The sequence below is a fragment of the Niallia sp. FSL R7-0648 genome, from assembly GCF_038007005.1.
Lineage (GTDB): Bacteria > Bacillota > Bacilli > Bacillales > Cytobacillaceae > Niallia > Niallia circulans.
Window position 1 is genome coordinate 3,556,985 of record NZ_JBBOWE010000001.1, and the last position, 20,122, is coordinate 3,577,106.

The 20,122-nt window shown below is 37.3% G+C and carries 14 protein-coding genes and 2 pseudogenes; 1 reads left to right on the forward strand and 15 read right to left on the reverse strand.

Features of this window, described 5'->3' with window-relative positions; translation table 11 throughout:
* Positions 1 to 370 precede the first annotated feature (370 nt).
* From bacA to NSQ89_RS17550, 11 genes and pseudogenes are all read right to left on the reverse strand, one after another.
* Positions 371 to 1,171 (reverse strand): undecaprenyl-diphosphate phosphatase, encoded by an 801-nt coding sequence (gene bacA, locus NSQ89_RS17500; RefSeq protein WP_341132953.1) that lies wholly within the window; start codon positions 1,169 to 1,171, stop codon positions 371 to 373.
* A 142-nt stretch (positions 1,172 to 1,313) separates the two neighbouring features.
* A complete protein-coding gene (locus tag NSQ89_RS17505; protein ID WP_341132954.1) occupies positions 1,314 to 2,999 on the reverse strand; it encodes a DUF6044 family protein in 1,686 nt (561 codons plus the stop codon).
* Entirely contained in the window at positions 2,996 to 3,424 is a 429-nt protein-coding gene (locus NSQ89_RS17510; protein ID WP_095258518.1) for a GtrA family protein, read from the reverse strand. Before NSQ89_RS17510 ends, NSQ89_RS17505 begins: the two co-directional genes overlap by 4 nt.
* Entirely contained in the window at positions 3,421 to 4,404 is a 984-nt protein-coding gene (locus tag NSQ89_RS17515) for a glycosyltransferase family 2 protein (RefSeq protein ID WP_047943905.1), read from the reverse strand. Before NSQ89_RS17515 ends, NSQ89_RS17510 begins: the two co-directional genes overlap by 4 nt.
* A gap of 245 nt (positions 4,405 to 4,649) precedes the next feature.
* Positions 4,650 to 5,754 (reverse strand): peptide chain release factor 2 gene (gene prfB, locus NSQ89_RS17520; RefSeq protein ID WP_123258225.1). Its coding sequence is split into 2 segments (ribosomal slippage): positions 4,650 to 5,681 and positions 5,683 to 5,754, totalling 1,104 coding nucleotides; the frame shifts between segments, so codons are not numbered across the junction.
* 287 nt (positions 5,755 to 6,041) lie between these two features.
* Complete coding sequence (secA, locus tag NSQ89_RS17525) at positions 6,042 to 8,561, reverse strand: preprotein translocase subunit SecA (RefSeq protein WP_341132955.1); 2,520 nt, start codon at positions 8,559 to 8,561, stop codon at positions 6,042 to 6,044.
* Between the two features lie 410 nt (positions 8,562 to 8,971).
* Positions 8,972 to 9,904: a Gfo/Idh/MocA family protein gene (locus tag NSQ89_RS17530; RefSeq protein WP_095330301.1), complete on the reverse strand. Its 933-nt coding sequence runs from the start codon at positions 9,902 to 9,904 to the stop codon at positions 8,972 to 8,974.
* 774 nt (positions 9,905 to 10,678) lie between these two features.
* Positions 10,679 to 10,846, reverse strand: a pseudogene (locus tag NSQ89_RS17535) (Gfo/Idh/MocA family protein); the annotation flags it as partial.
* Between the two features lie 19 nt (positions 10,847 to 10,865).
* Positions 10,866 to 11,497: pseudogene (locus NSQ89_RS17540) on the reverse strand (Gfo/Idh/MocA family oxidoreductase).
* 186 nt (positions 11,498 to 11,683) lie between these two features.
* Positions 11,684 to 12,577: an ABC transporter permease gene (locus tag NSQ89_RS17545; RefSeq protein WP_047943901.1), complete on the reverse strand. Its 894-nt coding sequence runs from the start codon at positions 12,575 to 12,577 to the stop codon at positions 11,684 to 11,686.
* Between the two features lie 17 nt (positions 12,578 to 12,594).
* A complete protein-coding gene (locus NSQ89_RS17550) occupies positions 12,595 to 13,002 on the reverse strand; it encodes an ABC transporter permease subunit (RefSeq protein WP_341133170.1) in 408 nt (135 codons plus the stop codon).
* Positions 13,003 to 13,263: 261 nt separating this feature from the next.
* Between NSQ89_RS17550 and NSQ89_RS17555 the strand changes: the two genes are divergently transcribed.
* Positions 13,264 to 14,499, forward strand: coding sequence for an IS110 family transposase (locus NSQ89_RS17555; RefSeq protein WP_341132437.1), 1,236 nt, complete (start codon positions 13,264 to 13,266; stop codon positions 14,497 to 14,499).
* A 130-nt stretch (positions 14,500 to 14,629) separates the two neighbouring features.
* On the opposite strand, the gene NSQ89_RS17560 is transcribed toward NSQ89_RS17555, so the two are convergent.
* The 4 genes from NSQ89_RS17560 to NSQ89_RS17575 form a co-directional block, all read right to left on the reverse strand.
* Positions 14,630 to 15,073, reverse strand: a complete 444-nt coding sequence (locus tag NSQ89_RS17560) for a hypothetical protein (RefSeq protein WP_341132956.1) — start codon at positions 15,071 to 15,073, stop codon at positions 14,630 to 14,632.
* A gap of 4 nt (positions 15,074 to 15,077) precedes the next feature.
* Complete coding sequence (locus NSQ89_RS17565) at positions 15,078 to 16,208, reverse strand: ABC transporter ATP-binding protein (RefSeq protein WP_053215768.1); 1,131 nt, start codon at positions 16,206 to 16,208, stop codon at positions 15,078 to 15,080.
* 58 nt (positions 16,209 to 16,266) lie between these two features.
* Positions 16,267 to 17,436 (reverse strand): extracellular solute-binding protein, encoded by a 1,170-nt coding sequence (locus NSQ89_RS17570; RefSeq protein ID WP_061800930.1) that lies wholly within the window; start codon positions 17,434 to 17,436, stop codon positions 16,267 to 16,269.
* A 563-nt stretch (positions 17,437 to 17,999) separates the two neighbouring features.
* Positions 18,000 to 20,078: an alpha-glucuronidase family glycosyl hydrolase gene (locus NSQ89_RS17575; RefSeq protein WP_341132957.1), complete on the reverse strand. Its 2,079-nt coding sequence runs from the start codon at positions 20,076 to 20,078 to the stop codon at positions 18,000 to 18,002.
* Positions 20,079 to 20,122: the final 44 nt, after the last annotated feature.

Below are 20,122 nucleotides of genomic sequence, written 5' to 3' on the forward strand. Positions count from 1 at the left end.
ATTTACTTGGTGTTCGTATTCGACAATCTTTTTTATGTTAAAAAGTATAATCAAGAATATGACATGGTTTTACTATTCAGCTTATTCTATAGAAAAAATCCACATAAAAAAGAGGAAGCGATGTGCATTTCCCCAGTTTTCTGCTTCTAAAAAACAAAATGATTCTTCCAAGCAGAGAGTATATCATCTATTATTTGAAGTGTAAATGGTGGCAAATTAGCGTGGTAAAGCGATGAAATAATGAAAATCTTCTTCAGAGGGGTTTTGTTATTTGCCGTATTTCTGTATGAAACTAAACAGACCTTTACGAACAGTTTGGATAGAAAAATGGGACCTCACAACAAAAGTACTGCGAGGCCTTTCTTCCAGCTTATAAAATAAAAATCCAAAAGAGGAAGGCAAGTACAAAACGATAATAGGCAAAGGGTGCAAGTTTAATTTTATTGATCAGTTTCAAAAAGAATTTGATTGCTAATAATGCAACAACAAAAGCAGTGATAAATCCAGTCAAGAAAAGAGGAAGATCCTGTGGGGATAAATAGTTCCAGCTTTCGAATAAGTCTTTTCCTGTTGCTGCTGCCATAATAGGAATGGCCATAATAAATGTAAATTCAGATGCTGCTTTATGGCTCATACCAGCAAGAATTCCGCCAGATAAAGTCGCTCCAGAACGAGAAAATCCTGGTACTAACGCAAAACACTGAAACATTCCAACTGTAAAGGCTTGCTGATACGTAACCTGATTGAGTGTTTCTGCTGTAGGGCTACGGGGCTTCCATTTCTCGGCTACAAGCATCAGTAAGCCGCCAATTATAAGGGTGATCACGACCGTTCCTGACCGAAAAAGCACTTCCTTAATAAAATCATAGAACAGGATGCCACCTACCCCAAACGGGATAATGCCAATTGCGATATGAAAAATACTTAATGTCCCAACATCCTCTTCTGCCTGCCATTTTTTTATTCCAAGAATACTTAAAATTCGTCTCCAAAATACAAATACAACAGCAAGAATGCTTCCTAGTTGAATAATAATCTCAAATGTTTTTGCTTTTTCCCCTGTGAATTCCAGTAAATGTGCTACCAATATAAGATGTCCCGTTGATGAAACAGGTGCAAACTCGGTTAATCCTTCCACTATTCCTAATATAATAGCAATCATAATCTCCATGAAGCTCCTCCTATAAGAAAGGTATGTGTAAAAATGCTTATTAACGCCTGTCCATTTTAATATATTTTTTTAAATTCCTATCTAGAATCAAAAATAAAAAAATGCCTGACTTCTTCTTGATAACGAGAAGTCAGACATTCTTTTACATCACTTTATATAAATAAATATGCCAATTGCTATTTTTGGATTCGAAGTCCTTCATAAAAGTGAGATTAGTTTCTGCTGCATTATTTATCGGAACGGCTGAGAGAATATATTGGCCACCCATCTCTTTCAACGCCTCAACATTTAGTTGTAAATGATTGATTTCTTTATTGGACCGCTTCGAGTATTGATAATTCTTACCCAATTCATCGACGAAAATATAACATCTTCCACCCCAGTCATCATAGTAGGTTCTCAATGCTTTATTTTTATTAAGCTCTGGCTCTATTATTTTCCTGAATTGAAGCTTGTAATCTAGTGGATAAATATTGCTATAAGAATCAAGAGTATACAAGCCATTGTATTGTGCAATATTCGGATGGATGCCGATGCTCACTACTCTATATTGGTCGAGCGGTTTTCCAATATATTTCTTTATGTCAGTAAACTGTTCTGTAGCAAAGTATGCTTTATAGCTTGGTTGATTTTTGTACATGATTTGTTCATTTGTCGGTACTAAAACAAGTAATTGACCAATAATCAGCACATAGACTAACTTTCGGCCCATGTTACGGTACTTCCATAACATTTTTAAGGTAAGAGCAAATAAAACATAAATAATCATTGGGCGCAGATAATGGAAGCGCGCAAAGTTGAAGCTTGTTAAAATACCAAACTTCTCTTTTAATGGCTGCCAGCCTTCAAAAAACCAAAAAGCATACCATGTGGATAAGACAATATTCAATAGGTGAAGACCGATGTATAGTTTATTTTCTCGCCACTGTTTTTTCAAAAGAACAAAGAGTAATCCAATTAAAGTCACCGGTAAAATAATAAATTGGTGAATAGTTCTATCTTGATTATGACTGTATACATAATTTTTACCTACAAGCTTTAAGGTTTGTACAAAATTCAACTTTGACTGGTAAAATACATCTCTGTTCGTTAATTCATCGGATATCGGGGCAATCATCGAAACAACAAGACGATAATCGATTGCCAAATAAACCATTGTCATATACAAAATGGCGAAAAATAATGGCCAGTTGCTTTTTTTATTCCGCACGAAGTCATATAGCCAGAACAACCCCAGAGCAGCTAGGAAATAGAAAAAGCCGATCACAAAGGTGGAAAAGAAAGGAAGCAGCGTTAAAACAGCTAGATCTTTCCAGCTTCTTTCCCCCTTATAAATATTCAGCATACTCCATAAAGCAAGAGGCATTCCAAGAATACTAAGCATTCCTGATGGCCAATAAGGTGTTAAGCTAAAGGCAAGCGCCACCCCAATAGTTAGGATATAAGCTTTATTATGCTCTTCTTTCATCACATATTTTTTCAATAATAGATACATGCCAATAAAAGCAACAAAATGTGTTATTGCTTGGCAAAGGCCATAGGCAATAACAGGTGGCAAGAATTGAAATAGAAACACCATTGCATAATACTCTGAATAATAGGTGTCTCTCAAAAATTCCCCATTCATAATTTGTTCCACTGGTGCATGTAATGGCGAGAAGGCAATTCCGTTATCTTTCATCACCTCATACCAGCCCAAATTAGAATCTAGATTATCATGCACACGCATATGTGCATCTTCATTTAACACAAAATAAGGAAGTACCCATACGAAAATAATGGCAATTGCTATATAAAAAAACGTTCTTTCTCTTTTTAGATAATTCATTTGACGCTCCTAGCATTTTGTTGATATCTTTTTGGAAAAACAAAATATTTTTGTCCAGCATAATTTAACAAGGTATAGAAGCCACTTCCAAACAGAACGGCGATTTCATCTGTATAGGAAGCGAAAATGTTCCATTCACCAAGCAGCATTTCAACCAGCACTAACCCAGCTTTATATGCCAGCAGATAAGAGGCTAAAATTACGGCAATAAAGCGAAGTCCACTGCTTCCTAGAGCGGCATTGCTTTTGAATGTAAATCGCTTATTTAAAAAGTAGCTCACACATGCTCCTACAGCATTACCGATAAAAGTTGCGGCCCAATAGTCGAAATGAAAGGCGTTTAAGCATAAATAAATCATCGTTAAACCAATAAAAGTATTCATAAGACCAACTACTAAAAATATAAGAAATGATTTATCCTTCATCTAGATTGTACCTTTGATCTATTTTCTATTTTTTTGCATAGGTTGCTTTCAATAATATAACGGGGCCGCTGCTTCACTTCTTCATAAATTTTTCCTATGTACTCACCGATTAAACCGATACTCATAAGCATTAATCCACCAAGCAGCCAAACAGAAATCATTATAGAAGTCCATCCCGATTCTGTATGCCCCATGAATTTTTGGACGATGGCATATACACCAGCAAATACGCTAATAACAGAAAATAAGAAACCTAGTATGGTAATAAGACGGATTGGCTTGACACTAAAAGAAGTGATTCCATCTAAAGCAAAAGCAATCATCTTACGGAAAGGATATTTGGATTCTCCTGCCGCTCGTTCCTTTCGCTCATAATAAACCTTTGTTGATTTAAAGCCTAGTAAAGGGACAATCCCTCTTAAAAATAAGTTAGACTCTTTAAAGCGCAGCATTTCCTCAATCGCTCTTTTACTTAACAATCGGTAGTCAGCATGGTTATAAACAAGGGATAATCCCATTTTCTCCATTAAACGATAAAAGCCCTGGGCAGTATTTCTTTTGAAAAAAGTATCTGTTTCTCTCTTACTTCTTACCCCATAAACTATCTCATTGCCTTTTAAATACTCTATTATGAAATCTCTGATTACACTCGTGTCATCTTGAAGATCAGCATCGATGCTTATTACACAATCTGAAAACTTCACAGCCTCCTCTAAACCAGCTAATAATGCCCGCTGATGACCAAAATTTCTAGATAGCTTAATTCCACTAACTAACGGGTCAAACAAAGTAGCATTTTCTATTTTCTCCCATGTCGCATCTTTACTGCCATCATCAATAAACAATAATTGGCTTTGTTCACTGATTAAATTTTCTTCCATTAAATCGCGCAAAACAGTACGTAAATTCCCCATTGTCTGCTCAAATACCTCTTCCTCATTGAAACATGGTACTGCAATGGTTAATATTGTTTTTTGCATTTGTACTACCTCTTTTCTTTCCGTTTATTGCTCAAAATAAAATATCCCTTTTAAATTATCCCACTTAAGTAAGACGAACAAACTGTAGAATAGTTTCATAAATTGGAAAAAATTATATGAAAAATATGTAAAAAATAGTGAATAGCTAGTGATAACGGATACATTTTCCTGAACTCCCAATAAAAAAGGCCAAATTCTAGGATAGATTAGCACATACTAATCCATCCAGAATTTGGCTCCATTTATTAAGCATTAATTTTTGAACGAAGATAAGCATTAATAAAGATATCAAGGTCACCATCCATAACAGATTGTGTATTCCCGACCTCTGTATTTGTGCGGTGATCTTTCACCATGGAATATGGATGGAAAACATAAGATCTGATTTGGCTGCCCCAACCGATTTCTTTTTGTTCTCCACGGATTTCCGCAAGCTTCTCTTCTTGCTCTTCAATTTTACGTTGATACAATTTCGCTTTTAACATCTTCATGGCTGTTTCTCTGTTTTTTATTTGGGAACGTTCTGTTTGACAGGAAACAACAACCCCTGTAGGAATATGTGTAATACGTACAGCAGAGTCCGTGGTGTTAATGTGCTGACCACCTGCTCCACTTGCACGGTACGTATCAATTTTTAAATCTTCTGTGCGCACTTCGATTTCGATTTCATCATTAAACTCAGGCATTACATCACAAGAAACAAAGCTTGTATGTCTGCGTCCAGATGAATCAAATGGGGAAATACGAACTAAACGGTGCACCCCTTTTTCTGCTTTTAAGTACCCATAAGCATTATGGCCTTTAATTGCCAATGTTACACTTTTAATCCCAGCTTCATCCCCTGGCAAATAGTCCAAAGTTTCCACCTTGAAGCCTTTTTTCTCTGCATATCTTGTATACATACGTAATAGCATGCTGCCCCAGTCTTGAGACTCTGTTCCACCAGCTCCTGGATGAAGTTCCAAGATGGCATTGTTTTTATCATATGGTCCACTTAATAATAAATTTAATTCGAACTGGCTTAAACGACCAACTAATTCTGTAAGCTCCTCTTCTAACTCCGCACGAAGTTCAGCATCGTCTTCTTCTTTCACCAATTCATATGTTAACTCAAGATTTTCAAAAGTTTCCACTAATTTATAGAACTCATGAACTTGATCTTTTAATGCATTGCTTTCTGATATGACGGTCTGAGCAGCCTGCTGATCATTCCAGAAATCAGGATGAAGCATATCATCTTCTAACATAGCAATACGTGCCTCTTTGTTTTCTAAGTCAAAGAGACCCCCTAAAGTTTTCTAGTGTTACATTTATCTTTTCTAACTCATTGCGAATATCTGCTAATTCCATTCATGTCACCCTTTATATAAATTATAGTACTAGGTAGTTTACTACTTCCTTTATGTATTATATGGCTTTTTGCAAAAAAATGCATGTTTTCCTGTTAATTTCATGGTGGATAATGTTTTTACTGGAGGAAAAAGAGAAATAGTTGTGCGTTTTTTTTATATGCTTGCGGCTTCTCCACCTTTACTTGCGACTCTCCCTTTCACCTACAAACTTGCTCCGCAAACCAAAACCAAGAAAAAAAACCTATCCTTCCTTAAAAGGAAAGATAGGCTGCTCACGAAATTCTTTTATAAATTTGCTCCATGGCAATTTTTATATTTCTTGCCGCTTCCACAGAAGCATGGTGCGTTACGTCCAATATCTAGTTGTTTTACTGCTGGCTTTTTCTTTGGTTTCTTGTCGCCGCCTTCTTCTTTCGGGTTTACTGCTTGGCCTTTTGCCACTTCTTCCCTTTCCAGATTATTGCGGATTTCTGCTTTCATGATATATTTAGCGACATCTTCTTCAATGGCAATAACCATTGCTTCAAACATAGCAAAACCTTCTGATTGATATTCACGAAGCGGGTCGATTTGTCCATATGCACGAAGGTGAATACCTTGGCGTAACTGATCCATTTGGTCAATATGGTCAATCCACTTGCTGTCTACTGCACGAAGCACGATAACTTTTTCAAATTCGCGCATTTGCTCAGGAGAAAGCTTCTCTTCTTTTTCATTATAGCTTTGTAGTACTTTCGCAAAAATGAATTCAACGATTTCATCGCCTTCTTTTCCGCGAAGATCACTTACTTCTACTTCGCCTTCGTTAAGAAGATTTCCACTTACATAATCCACGATCGCTTGTAAATCCCAGCTTTCTCTATCAGCATTATCTGGAGTATGCGCTTGGATATTTCTCTCTAATGATGATTTAATCATATTTTCTACAATAGAGCGCAGATTTTCCGAAGTTAATACCTCGTTACGTTGTGAGTAGATAATCTCACGTTGTTGACGAAGAACATCATCATATTGTAGCAATTGCTTACGTGAGTCAAAGTTATTTCCTTCAACACGTTTTTGGGCAGATTCTACAGCACGAGAGACCATTTTACTTTGAATTGGCTGAGAATCATCCATGCCTAGTCTTGTCATCATATTTTTCATATTATCGGAACCAAAACGGCGCATCAATTCATCTTCCATCGAAAGATAGAATTGTGTTACCCCTGGATCTCCTTGACGACCAGAACGACCACGAAGCTGATTATCAATACGTCTACTTTCATGACGCTCTGTACCGATAACGGCTAATCCGCCTAATTCTTTTACACCTTCACCAAGTTTAATATCCGTACCACGACCTGCCATGTTCGTTGCGATTGTGACGGAACCTTGTTCTCCGGCAGTTGCAATGATTTCCGCTTCTCTTTCATGGTTTTTCGCGTTCAAGACATTATGTGGAATGCCCTTTTTCGTCAAATATTTAGAAATAATTTCAGACGTTTCAATCGCAACTGTACCGACAAGTACCGGTTGGCCTTTTTTGTGGCGCTCTGCAATGTCCTCCACTACTGCTCTAAATTTCCCATCCATAGAAGCATAGATTAAATCTGCGCGGTCATCACGAACGATCTCACGGTTTGTTGGAATAACAACAACATTCATATTATAAATGTTGCGGAATTCTTCTTCTTCTGTTTTCGCTGTACCAGTCATCCCTGCAAGCTTTTCGTACATACGGAAATAGTTTTGGAATGTGATGGTTGCAAGGGTCATACTTTCATTTTGAATCTCTAAGTTTTCCTTTGCTTCAATTGCTTGATGCAAACCATCGCTGTAGCGGCGACCTTTCATCAGACGACCTGTAAATTGGTCAACAATGACAATTTCACCATCTTGAACCACATAGTCTACATCCTTATGCATACTTGCATGGGCTTTTAACGCTTGGGTAATATGATGATTAATCGCAACATTGGAAACATCAAAGAGGTTTTCAATTTGGAATACACGCTCTGCTTTGGACATTCCTTCTTCTGTTAATTGAACACCCTTTGTTTTTTCATCATACGTATAATCTTTTTCTGGTTTTAAGCTGCTGACAAAAATGTTGGCACGAACGTACAGCTGTGTTGATTTTTGCGCAGAACCGGAAATGATAAGCGGTGTACGTGCTTCATCAATTAAAATAGAATCGACTTCATCGATTACGGCATAATACAATGGTCTTTGTACCTTCTGCTCATTATAAAGAACCATGTTATCACGCAAATAGTCAAAACCAAACTCATTATTTGTTCCATAAGTAATATCTGCATTATACGCAGCTTGCTTATCTTCTCTTGAAAGGCCATTTAAGTTAAGGCCCACGGTTAAACCAAGAAAATTATATAATTGTCCCATTTCTGCCGCATCACGAGTAGCAAGATATTCGTTGACTGTAACAACATGGACCCCTTTACCGGAGAGAGCATTTAAATATACAGGCATTGTCGCAGTTAACGTTTTACCTTCCCCCGTTTTCATCTCTGAAATATTACCTTCATGAAGGGATGCTCCCCCCATTAACTGGACAGGGTATGGATAAAGTCCAAGCACACGCTTTGCTGCTTCTCGAACAACTGCAAATGCTTCTACCAATAAGTCGTCTAATGTTTCCCCTTTTTGGAATCGCGCCTTGAATTCTTCTGTTTTTCCCTTTAATTGCTCATCCGATAATGCTGCTGTTTCATCTGCAAGCAATTCAATCTTATCCGCAATTTTAGTTAATTTTTTAATATCGCGTTTGTTTTGATCAAATACTTTATTTAAAATTCCAAGCATTAAAAAACGCTCCTTTTTCTATTATAATGAGAAATCGCACTAGTTATTGGGAAGATTATCTTTTTATCATTAAAAACAGATGAAAAATATTTGTCTTCTTTGTTAACTTATCCTGTGATTTCATCCTTTAAAATCCATTTTTTGATTATTTATCTATAAGACTGACGTAATACTATATATTATAGAAGAAAAATGATCGCTAAATACCCATTTTTCTTTAAAATGAAACTAGTATCATCTATACATCTTACCATTTCCACAATAGCGTGACAACTTATACCTAGTAAAACAAAGCACTCTATCAAGCAAACGGACACAAAACAAATAAAACGAGAGGCATGAATATTATTCTGCACTCTCGTTTTATTTGTTTTGGCTATCGCCAATTCACTAACACTCTTTTAATCGACCTATTCGATTTTTATCGCTTTTTCCTGTGCTTCAATACATAATGCCGCAGCAGTAAAGGCATGTTCCTGTGTCATCGCATTTTCTGTGCCATTTATGCAATCTAAAATAAATTGACCGAAAAATGGATAGCCTACTTTACCGCTTAATTGATAGTATTTTTCTCCTTCTCCATTTACCAAAAATAAATGATTCCCCTCCTTGCTGCGTGCTATATCAATATACTTTCGCACTTCAATATAGCCTTCTGTCCCAATAATTGTCACACGGCCATCTCCCCAAGTTCCCAGCCCATCCGGAGTAAACCAATCGACACGGAAATAAAAGGTAGCGCCATTATCTGCCACCAAGGTTGCATCCCCATAATCCTGAAATTCTGGGTATTGCTTATAGTGATAGTTAGCAACCGTACTATGGAGGACTTTCGCACTTTTCGCATTTGCATAATGCAAAAATTGCTCGATTTGATGACTGCCAATATCCGTTAAAATTCCGCCATATTGCTCTGGATCAAAGAACCAGTCAGGTCGGCTATTTACATTAGCACGATGTGGCCCTGTGCCCATTACAGAAATAACCCGGCCAATCGCTCCTTCTTCTATTAATTGACCAGCAAATACGGCACTTTCTACATGTAATCGTTCACTATAATAAATCCCCCATCTTAGACCTGTCTCTGCTACCTTTTGCTTTGCTTGCTCGACTTGTGCCATTGTAGTAAAAGCAGGTTTATCCACAAAATAGTGTTTCCCAGCATCTAATACTCTTAACCCTAGTGGGCCACGCTGGACTGGAATATTCGCACTTGCTACAAGCTGAATCGTTTTATCTTGGAGGATTTCCTCTTCTGACGCTGCTGCCCTTGCTTGTGGATAGATTTGGATAAATTTTTGCACTTTTTCAGCATATAGTGATAGGTAAACCTTTGAGGCCATCTCCAGCTTTTCCCCCACTTCACACCGTGCATGAGACTTTCATCTCACACGGCGTTCCATTGAAAATTCCAAAAGAATCGTGTGTTATTTATTATGTATCTAGCATTCTTGGAAATTTCCAACTAGAGCCTATCCCTCCCCCATTTATTATCATGGTTTCATAGGTACTGTGACTCCACTCTCACGAAAGGCTACTCTGTTTTAATAGGTTAGATTCTTCCCCTTTATATACAGAACTGCTTCATAAGCAGGTTAATGCCTCCACATCCTTCCGCTTTCCACGTTCCAATTTCTCTATCCTTCCCATATATCCTTAGGTCTCTCCTATGGTCCTGTATGTATAACTTGCCTGTAACAAGCTATGGGCTTTCATAATCCAGATTCTTACTTACCCACCCATACGATCGCAATTTTGCCACCTGCTGCATTTCTACAGCATTTATGTCTAGAACCGTACATTCGGAGATTTGTCAGTATATCCCTATTCATTCTAACCATAGATACTTTATGGACTCCCGGCATATAGGATACACCATCTACCGCTAGACAGCTTTCGTGATTGACAAGGAATGCCCCTTATCAACTTACGGTATCTCTCTGCCGACTTCACCGAGCTTCATACCAATCTATTTAACCATAGAAATGGCATGTCGGAGTATTAGAGTAGGCGTTTCAGAGCGTTACCTCTTCATTCCACCTATCGAGAAATTAGTTCTCCTAAGGTGATTAAAGTACCTTAGTGTCTAACCTTTTCCGTTAGAAACGTGTCGCACCTGGATCATAAACAGCTACTAACGTGCCGCCTGCTTCTATTAATCCATTACACATCCCATAGATATGCCCATGGTCTAAGCCAATCGCAGCAAACAGAAATTCCCCTTCTGCGACTACCTTATTTACTTGACCTTTCGGCGCATAATTCATTCCATCATTTTTATTCACATTTTTCTCCTCCTTCATATTACTCATATTTACCGCCTACCGTAATATCATTATCTTCAAAATTTTCAATGGCTGTTTTCTTTTCGTAAAAATGAATTGCATTTGTCTGTGTACCTTCTCTTGTGTAGAATAAATTATCTTTTGTTAATGGCAGCTTAATGGTTTTCCCTGTACTCGCAGATTCATAGATTGCTGAAATAAGCTCAAGTGTTTGTCTGCCTTGTTCTCCATCTACTAGCACTGCTGTTCCTTGTTCCAACGCTGTTAACACATCATCGATTTGCCCATGGTGCCCTTCATATGGAATATCATTTCTGCCGCTGCATTCATAGCATCACACTCTTCTAAAGAAGAAGCCATTGGTTTTTCCACCAATACATTTTTTCCAGCATCAAGAAAATCAATGGCAATTTTTGCATGAGTATAAGGCGGCGTACACACCGAAACTAAATCAATGTCTGTTCGCTCCAGCATCATTTGATAGTCTTCGTACACGGTTGCATTCAAATGGAATTCCTCGGCCTGTTTTTTTGCCTTTTCAGGATACAAATCACATAAGGCAACAATCCTACAGCGCTCAGGAAATTGTTGATATGCTTCAATATGAGCAGATGAAATGGCTCCTGAACCGATAATAGCTACGTTTAGCACAAAACCCTCTCCTTTTCCTTAATCTATTTATTCTTGTTAAAAGAGATTTAGAATCGTTAATCTCCTAGAAATACCTTCTTTACGTTTCATATAAGTCTAGCAGTCTTCTTTGTTTGAAATGCTTCTAAGTAATTCTATGCGACTATTTCACATAAATATTTTTTTCGGAATCAGCGAATTATCATTTTATTTTTTACCAAGCCGTCTTTGGGTAAAGCTGGAAATCCATAAACTAATAAAAGCAAATAACAACAATGGAAACATTAATGTTAATGCTAGTGAATTAAGCATAGGCTGCGGCTGGGAACCTGCTCCTTGAAGGACACTGAATACCATAACACTTAGCGTCTGTGTCTTCGGTCCGGAGATTAATAGGATAATGGTAAATGTGCTAAACATACGAATGAAAATATTAATGGCAGAAGCCGTTAACCCAGGGACTAATTGCGGGATAACAATTCTACTAAATAATTTAAATTTAGTTGCACCTAAGGATTCAGCAGCCCATTCCAATCTTGGATCCAGCGATTCCATAAATGGCAGCAAAATGAAAACAGAAAACGGAATACCGACAATTAAGTTAACTAATATTAAGCCAGGAATTGTTTCCGCTAGACCTGTTGAATAAAAAATGGAAGCAACAGGTATGGCATAAACAAGTTCTGGTAAGGTAAAAGGCATCTGAAAGAAACTAATCAAGCCTTCTTTAAAAGGAAAGGACTTACGCCCCAATACATATGCAGTTGGAATACTTAGCAACAATGATATAATGGTCGCAGTTACAACAATTTGTAAAGTTATTTTATAAAAGTGACCTATTTCATAAACCTGCCAAGCCTGAACAAACCAGTCCACTGTGTACCCTGCTGGAAGGAAAGTACCATACCATTCTGTTCCGAAGGCAGTTAGTAATACAGCGATCGTCATACCAATAATGGAGGTGATACATACTATTATTAAAAGCCATGTTAGAAATTTATAGAGCAGTTTTAGTAATCCTGCCACTTTACTATTCTTAGGTACACTTGCTTCCGTAGGATTGTTTATACCACCCTTAATGGTATTCTCCACAATTCTCACTACATTTCACCTCTTTGTTATTTAAATGTACTTGCTGAACCGACGAATCCTCTTTTACGTAAAGCAAACACAATTGCCAGAATTACTAATTGCGTAATTGCCATTACTACAGCAACTGTATTAGCCATACTGTAGTTAAAGTTTCGCATTGCTTCCTCGAAAGCAACTACAGCAAATGTCCTGGTTGCCGATGCAGGATTACCTACAATCACAGCAGAAGTATACACACCAATCTGCATAATAATATTTAAAGCAAATACCCTTAAAACCCCACCACGAATAAGTGGATAAAATACTCGTCTAAATGTAACCCATTCGCTGGCTCCAAGCGATCTGGAAGCTTTTTCTAAATTTGGAACAATGGAATCCATCATCCCAATGAAATTAGTAGCAAGGAATGCCACACCCAAAATAACACAAGCAATAAATGCACCAGTATCGTATTATAAGGTCAGCCAGAGAATTCTGGTTGACTATTTTTTATTCAATTTATAGATTGATAGTAGCCGGGGAAGAACGGACGCACCCGTGGGACTTGATCCCGACAACTAAACTGTTCTCCCTCTACTTGTTAACACATGATTAGGCTGGTTGGGACATGATGATCCCGTATAACAAGCGAAGATATGAATGACAAGCTAGATAGAGGTTACCGGTCAATCCACTACACTAGGAGGAGATAATTTATGAATCCAGTTGTTGGTCTGGATGTCGCTAAAGGTGAAAGTCAGGTTCAAATGTTCTTGGATAAAAAAATGCCCTATAAAAATAGTGTGAAAGTTGAACATACGGTGGATGGTTTAAAAGAGTTATACTCTTATTTACTAGATTTAGAGCATCAAACAGGGATGAAACCACCAGTTGTCTTGGAATCAACGGGTCACTATCATGCCCCAGTTGTACAGTTTTTAGAAGCAAGAGAGTACATTGTCATTATCGTAAATCCATTGGTATCTTACCGAGCAAAAAGTTCTAGTTTAAGAAAAACCAAAACAGATGCCATTGATGCTTATCACTTAGGCGAACTGTATTACAAAGAGGATTTAGAGCCGCAGAAAAAGCGTGGTGTTCAGTTATTAAACCTTCGGCATCTGACAAGACAACATGAAAATATGACGGGAATTATGGTTCAAACAAAGCTTCAATTTCAATCTGTATTAGATCAAGTATTTCCAGAGTATAAAGGTGTTTTTGGCGATCTGTATGCCGAGGTTTCATTAAGAACTTTACAAACTTTCTCTACCTCGGAGACTGTCTTAAAAACTTGTGTGGAGGAAATTGCACAATTTATTGATAGGCATTGTAAAGCAAGATCGTTTAATTGGGCGCTTGAAAAAGCAGAGGGATTAATCGCAGCTGCAGAACGCAACCCATTTCAGTCAACGCGTTATCAAAGCCTTCTTGTCAGTCTGAATATGTATATTGATTTACTTCAAGTGTACCACCAACAGCTTTCTACGTTGGAGGGTGAGATTGATCAGTTAGCAGTACAGCTCGAAGAATATGAACTACTCCAAACAATTCCCGGTGTAGGCGAAAAAATCGCTGCAACGATTATTTCTGAAATCGGGGAAATTGATCGGTTTAGTCATCCCAAAAAGTTAGTTGCCTTTGCAGGACTTGATCCTAGTGTATTTGAATCAGGTCGCTTTAAAGGCACGAAGAATCATATTACTAAACGAGGCTCTGCAAGGCTTCGCCACATGCTTTTTACAGCAGTTCGGTGTTCCATTCGAGATAGTCGTAAAAAGAAAACAACTGAAGAAACCATTGCACGAAATATGCGATTACGTGCCTTCTACGATTTAAAACGTGAAGAAGGTAAGCCTTATAAAGTAGCCATTATTGCATGTGCTAATAAGCTTTTACACTGGATTTATGCGATGTTAAAAACGAAAACACCATTCCAAGAAACTATTTAGTAACAACATTTTCCTATACAACTAAAACCTTCCAAATTGAATCAGGAGGGTTATTTGAGTTATGCATTTTTAGTATAGCATTTAGTAATTATAAATTTAAAATATATTTATTGACAAACTATTAGCTGGTTTAGTTATAGACAAGTCTGATTGGCTCATCAATAAGGCCAATTTGTAAAAGAATCGTGTTGAACCAGCCTGTTGGCTTGAAAAATGAAATAATCGCCATATCAATAATTAAGGAGCCTAATGTAAGGGGGAAAATAATTAATCCGGCTATTATTCCTTTGCCCCTCATCTTTCCTCTTATATAATAGGTAATCGCGAAGGCAATAAATAACTCCAGAAATGCTGCTGGAATAATTAAAGCAAGTGTTCGAAAAATGGTTTGATAATAATCTGGGTTTGTAAAAAACTCAATATAGTTACCCATCGTGAAATTAGAGGTTCCATTTTCTTGGAATGTCATCATAATCCCTCTTATTAATGGATAAACAAATATCAAAAGTACTGGGAGCAGACTCGGGAGAAGCATTAAATAATCACTTTTTTTCGGTTTTGCCTGTTGATTCATGTTTTCACCCCTCATCCAAAATAATAATCTTATCGGGATTCAAATAAAGCTTTACTTTTTGGTGTGCCGTATAAGGATCCAGCCCTAAAACACTAGTCTTTAAAACAGAACCATCCTTGATTTTAATTTCATAGCCAGTAGTGCTTCCAACATAATCCCCAACCAATATCTCCCCTTCTATTACATTGGCTCCAATTCGATCATTTGAGACAATTTCAATCATTTCTGGCTTAATTGTTAGAAGTACACTATCGCCTACCTGGTGGCGACCATTTCCTTTTATCTCTAAACGAAGCTTGGAATCTGACTCAAAAATAAGGTAATCATTATTTTTACTGACAATCTTTCCTTTAATAAAGTTAGCGTAGCCTAAGAAATTGGCAACAAAGTGATTTTTAGGCTTTCCGAAAATTTCCTTAGGAGTGCCTAGCTGTTGAATTTCTCCTTTAGACATTACTGCTATTTTAGTGGAAAGCGACAATGCTTCTTCTTGATCATGTGTTACATAAATGGTGGTGATCGCTAGTTCATCATGAATTTTTTTTATTTGAATTCGCATATCTTTACGAAGCTTTGCATCCAAATTACTTAATGGTTCATCTAATAATAGAACCTTTGGACGAATAACTAGTGCTCTTGCAAGGGCAACACGCTGCTGCTGTCCTCCACTTAACTCTTTAATAAATCTATTTTCCAGCCCATTTAGCTGAACCATCTCCACCGCCTCTTGCACTCTGCGCCTTTTTTCTTTTTTTTCTACTTTGCGCATATCTAAACCAAATGCGATGTTTTGAGAAACGGTCATATGGGGAAATAATGCGTAGTTCTGAAAAACCATGCCAATATCTCGCCTATTCATAGCAATATGATTAATCGGAGAGCCATTAAATAGAATATCTCCTGAAGTCGGCTCAAGGGTTCCTAATACCATCGATAAAATAGTTGTTTTCCCACAGCCGCTTGGACCAAGGAATGTCATAAATTCGCCGCTCTCAATTGTCAAATTTGCATTATTCACAGCTGTTGATTCACCAAATTGTTTCGTTAAATTCTTGATTTCAACCTTTGTACTTGTCGTGTTCTTGACTGCTTTAGATACTGCCGACTCCGTATTTGCCAATACTGATTGTTCCATACTAATTCCTCCTTATCTCCCTAGTCTCTAGTAAACAAGAGACTAGGGAAAATACTTCCTATTTGAGTGCTTGAATTTTTTCTTCCCAAAGACCGTATAATTCATTGGTCTCTTCTAAGTCTGGGAATAGTATCCATTCTCCGTCTGGAACTTTCATTTTGTCGCCTTCTTTAAACTCAGGCATTACGGCTTCCACGAGAGTTTCATATGATTTTTGATATTTAGGTTCTAGCATATCAGGTGTTGCTAGACTATTTGCTGGAAGGAAGCCTCGAACATATCCTTGTGCCTGTATTTCCTTCGATGTAGCAAACTTTAGAAACTCGAGCGCAGCATTTTTGCGATCTTCTGGTAAATCTTTTACCATTACATAAAATTGAGAATCGATAACTTGTTTGGCATCCTCCAATTTCACAGCTTCAATATGCGGCGGGATAGTTTTAATTGCTTTATTATCCGCATACCAGAATGGGATGTGCGGTACAATATCTACTGCTCCCTCATAGAGAAGATCAAACGAGTCAGATGTTTTTGCTGGGTAGGATTCAATCGTTTCTCCAATTTCTTCTAAATAACTCCACGTTTTATCTAATGAGCTTGGGTTATTTAAATCTTCTCCCATTGCTTGAATAAGACCAAAGAAGAATCCTCGTGCTGGACCACTAGATGGAACTGCAGGGTATGTAAATTTTCCTGGATTTTCTTTAATCCACTCTCTTAATTCTTCATATGTTTTCGGTGGGTTTTTAACTGTTTTTGTGTTATACATCAAGATAGGACCACCAGAACCAGTTGTAACTGGTGCACCATAGCCTTCGAATTTATCAATATACTCCTGACCAATTTCATTCCATTCTGCAGAATGAGTCTCTTCTGAGTATTCGGGTAATATCTTTTCCCATAAGCCTTCTTTAATGCCAAGTGGAAGACCATCTAAACCAGTCACCACTAGATCAATGGTTCCATTTTTACCTTGCGTTTTTATTTTGTTGATTACTTCTTGGGGTGTACCTCGACCATATTCCACGTTGTATTTTCCATCTGTTGCTTCTTCAAACATCGGTATAACAATATCCTTATAGTATTCATCTCCACCAGCGGCCGAATAAATCGTAAGCGTTATTTTACCGTTTTTACCTCCAGAACTTTTTTCAGCTCCTCCGCATGCAGATAGTAATAAACTAATTGTCATGATTATTGTTAAAAAAAGCCATCTATGCTTTTTCAAAATAATCCCCCCAATTCTCCTGTATTATTAATGCTCGCAAATAAAAATGCAGAATTGTTACTGGACTAAGATGTATTTTGTTTTGCTTCTAAAAACCACCTCCTTTAAGTAGCAACGGCACCGTATAGTGCTTAAATAATTGCAAGCGATTACAATTATACAAATTCAAGATATTCGTTCTATATCCTTCTTTCATTCAACAAGAATATACTAGTATGGTAGTTAGAAGTTTAATTGTTACTTATCGTACGATTTATGCTTAAAGTTTACTATTCTATTTTGAAAGATCGATGCACTGGTGTGAACAATGGGAGAAATGATTCGTTTTAAAACTACTGTTAAATGAATCTATTTTATTCAAAAGGAGTAGGTTCTTTGGATGATTTTGCTTTCACGATTTAACTTCTACTATTAATCATGATCAATCAGAGGGGTTGTTCCAACCCCCCACTTATTGAAGGGTGACCGAATTGGTCTTTTAAGCGCAGCTGTTCCTCCACCCTGGTTTTCTTTAAATGTAAAAAGTCGATTTTACTGTATAATGCGGGGATGAGAGGTACTAATTAATAGATCGTTCTATTTTTTTCATCGACAATTCCTGATTTTCTATAAAAATACGTATTAATACGGTCACGCCATTCTTTCGCATTTTCTAACTGCAGCTGTAAACGTTCTTGTACATTTTCAAAAACCCAATCTTCTACTTTTCCTTCTAATTCATTCCATTTCTTAATAAACATCTCCACTTCTTCTACCCCTTGAAAATGGGTGTTATAAATATGCTGAATGACTGTCTCTCCAGAATGAAGTTTATGTAAGTATGGGACATGGTGGAAAAATAGCAGAAGCTCATCTGGACAATCATCTAATGAGTTGTATCGTTGTGCATTTGGTCCAAAATATTGCCCAGTGTAGCCAGTTCCCGTTTCCATTGTACGATCTACCCCAATTCCATCACAATCTGCAAAGTGATAGGTACCCCATTTGGAATATTCGTATCCGTCAACATTTGGACCATAATGATGATCTGGATTAACCATCCAGCCAACACCAAGGGGTGCCGTATAATGCTCATATGTTTTCCAGGATGAAAGTAAAATATCTTTAACAACACTTGCAACTACTGGATTATTCCCAAATGTTAATTGAATCCATTCATTTGTGATTGTTTCTGTCGTTAAGTCAGGATTCCAGGTTAATCTGCCAAAGCCATAAAGATTGGCCTGTGCTAAAGTATTCCCAGTCCAATTTATATCATTACCAATATTGGAGACAGCAGCAATACCACTATGGCTATAGTTATAAAGTCTGCCAGCTACGATTGATTTTACGGTCGATCCTTCTCCATCCGAATAGGTATCGAACTCTAGCACCTCTTTCCATTGTGGTACTAAATAGCAAACATCCTTCTGTTGACCGGTATATTCCTGCGCAATTTGAAATTCTACTACTTGATTCGTTTCCTTCATGGCGCCTATTAATGGAGAGATTGGTTCCCGTACTTGAAAATCCATGGGTCCATTTTTAATTTGTAAAATGACATTATCAAGGAACTGCCCATCAAGCGGCTTAAAATGATCGTACGCAGCTCTGGCACGATCTGTTTTTCTGTCACGCCAATCCTGTAAGCAATTATAGACAAAACAACGCCATACTACTTTTCCATTAAAAGGCTGTAATGCTCGTGCTAAAACATTTGCCCCCTCGACATGGCCTCTGCCATAACTGAATGGTCCCGGTCTGCCCTCTGAATCCGCCTTTACCACAAAACCGCCGAAATCAGGGATATAGCGATAAATTTCTTCTGCCTTTCTCGCCCACCACTTTTCTACCTCTTGATCAAGTGGATCAGCAGTCGTCAAGTTTCCTAACTCTATTGGACTAGCAAAGTTTATACTCAAATAGGTAGTGATTCCATAAGACCTTAAAATATTTGCTACTTCTTTTACTTTAGGTAAAAACTCTTTTGTAAGCAGTTTCGTTTCTACCTTCCACACATTGACATTATTAATGGAAATAGCATTGACACCTACAGATGACAAAAGGCGAGCATAATCCTTTACCCTTGTTAAGTCCTCATTGAAGTCATTATCATTAAAAAAGATCGATTTTCCAGAATAACCACGTTCAATGGATCCGTTCATGTTATCCCATTGATTCATCATCCTCAACTGATTTTTCGGTGCTTCCTTTATTTCTAAGCCAATTAGCGGTTCTTCTTGCTGTAAAATCCTTAAGAAATGAAAAGCTGCATATAATGCGCCTCTATCTGTTTTTCCGATTAGTAGCATCTGTTTATTATCATCAGTGGTTTTTAATACATAGCCTTCATCATTTAAGTCATCAAATAACGTGGATGAGATGCCATAATCATTTAAGTTAACGCTTTCATTTGTACCTAAAATAATAGAGCTTTTCTTTGAATTATATGGTTGAAGAGTTGGATTAACGTCTAGCATGGATTTAAATCCATTCTGGAGTTCCCTTGCAGCAGAATTAATCATGGCTGTATCTCCTGCTATTCCAATCGTAGAGGTGATATTACTGTATTGATGAGCGTTTTCTATTTTACGATACTGCAGCCAACAATGATAACTATTGGTTACGAATTGTTGATTTTCTTTATCCACCATTTTTTCCATTTACATAACCCTCCTATAATTAACCAATACAGCTTGATTAAAAT

Excerpts from the sequence above, each read along its gene's own strand:
- bacA (WP_341132953.1), bottom strand. The coding sequence starts at position 1,171 with ATGGAGATTATGATTGCTATTATATTAGGAATAGTGGAAGGATTAACC.
- NSQ89_RS17505 (WP_341132954.1), bottom strand. The coding sequence starts at position 2,999 with ATGAATTATCTAAAAAGAGAAAGAACGTTTTTTTATATAGCAATTGCC.
- NSQ89_RS17510 (WP_095258518.1), bottom strand. The coding sequence starts at position 3,424 with ATGAAGGATAAATCATTTCTTATATTTTTAGTAGTTGGTCTTATGAAT.
- NSQ89_RS17515 (WP_047943905.1), bottom strand. The coding sequence starts at position 4,404 with ATGCAAAAAACAATATTAACCATTGCAGTACCATGTTTCAATGAGGAA.
- secA (WP_341132955.1), bottom strand. The coding sequence starts at position 8,561 with ATGCTTGGAATTTTAAATAAAGTATTTGATCAAAACAAACGCGATATT.
- NSQ89_RS17530 (WP_095330301.1), bottom strand. The coding sequence starts at position 9,904 with ATGGCCTCAAAGGTTTACCTATCACTATATGCTGAAAAAGTGCAAAAA.
- NSQ89_RS17555 (WP_341132437.1), top strand. The coding sequence starts at position 13,264 with ATGAATCCAGTTGTTGGTCTGGATGTCGCTAAAGGTGAAAGTCAGGTT.
- NSQ89_RS17560 (WP_341132956.1), bottom strand. The coding sequence starts at position 15,073 with ATGAATCAACAGGCAAAACCGAAAAAAAGTGATTATTTAATGCTTCTC.
- NSQ89_RS17565 (WP_053215768.1), bottom strand. The coding sequence starts at position 16,208 with ATGGAACAATCAGTATTGGCAAATACGGAGTCGGCAGTATCTAAAGCA.
- NSQ89_RS17575 (WP_341132957.1), bottom strand. The coding sequence starts at position 20,078 with ATGGAAAAAATGGTGGATAAAGAAAATCAACAATTCGTAACCAATAGT.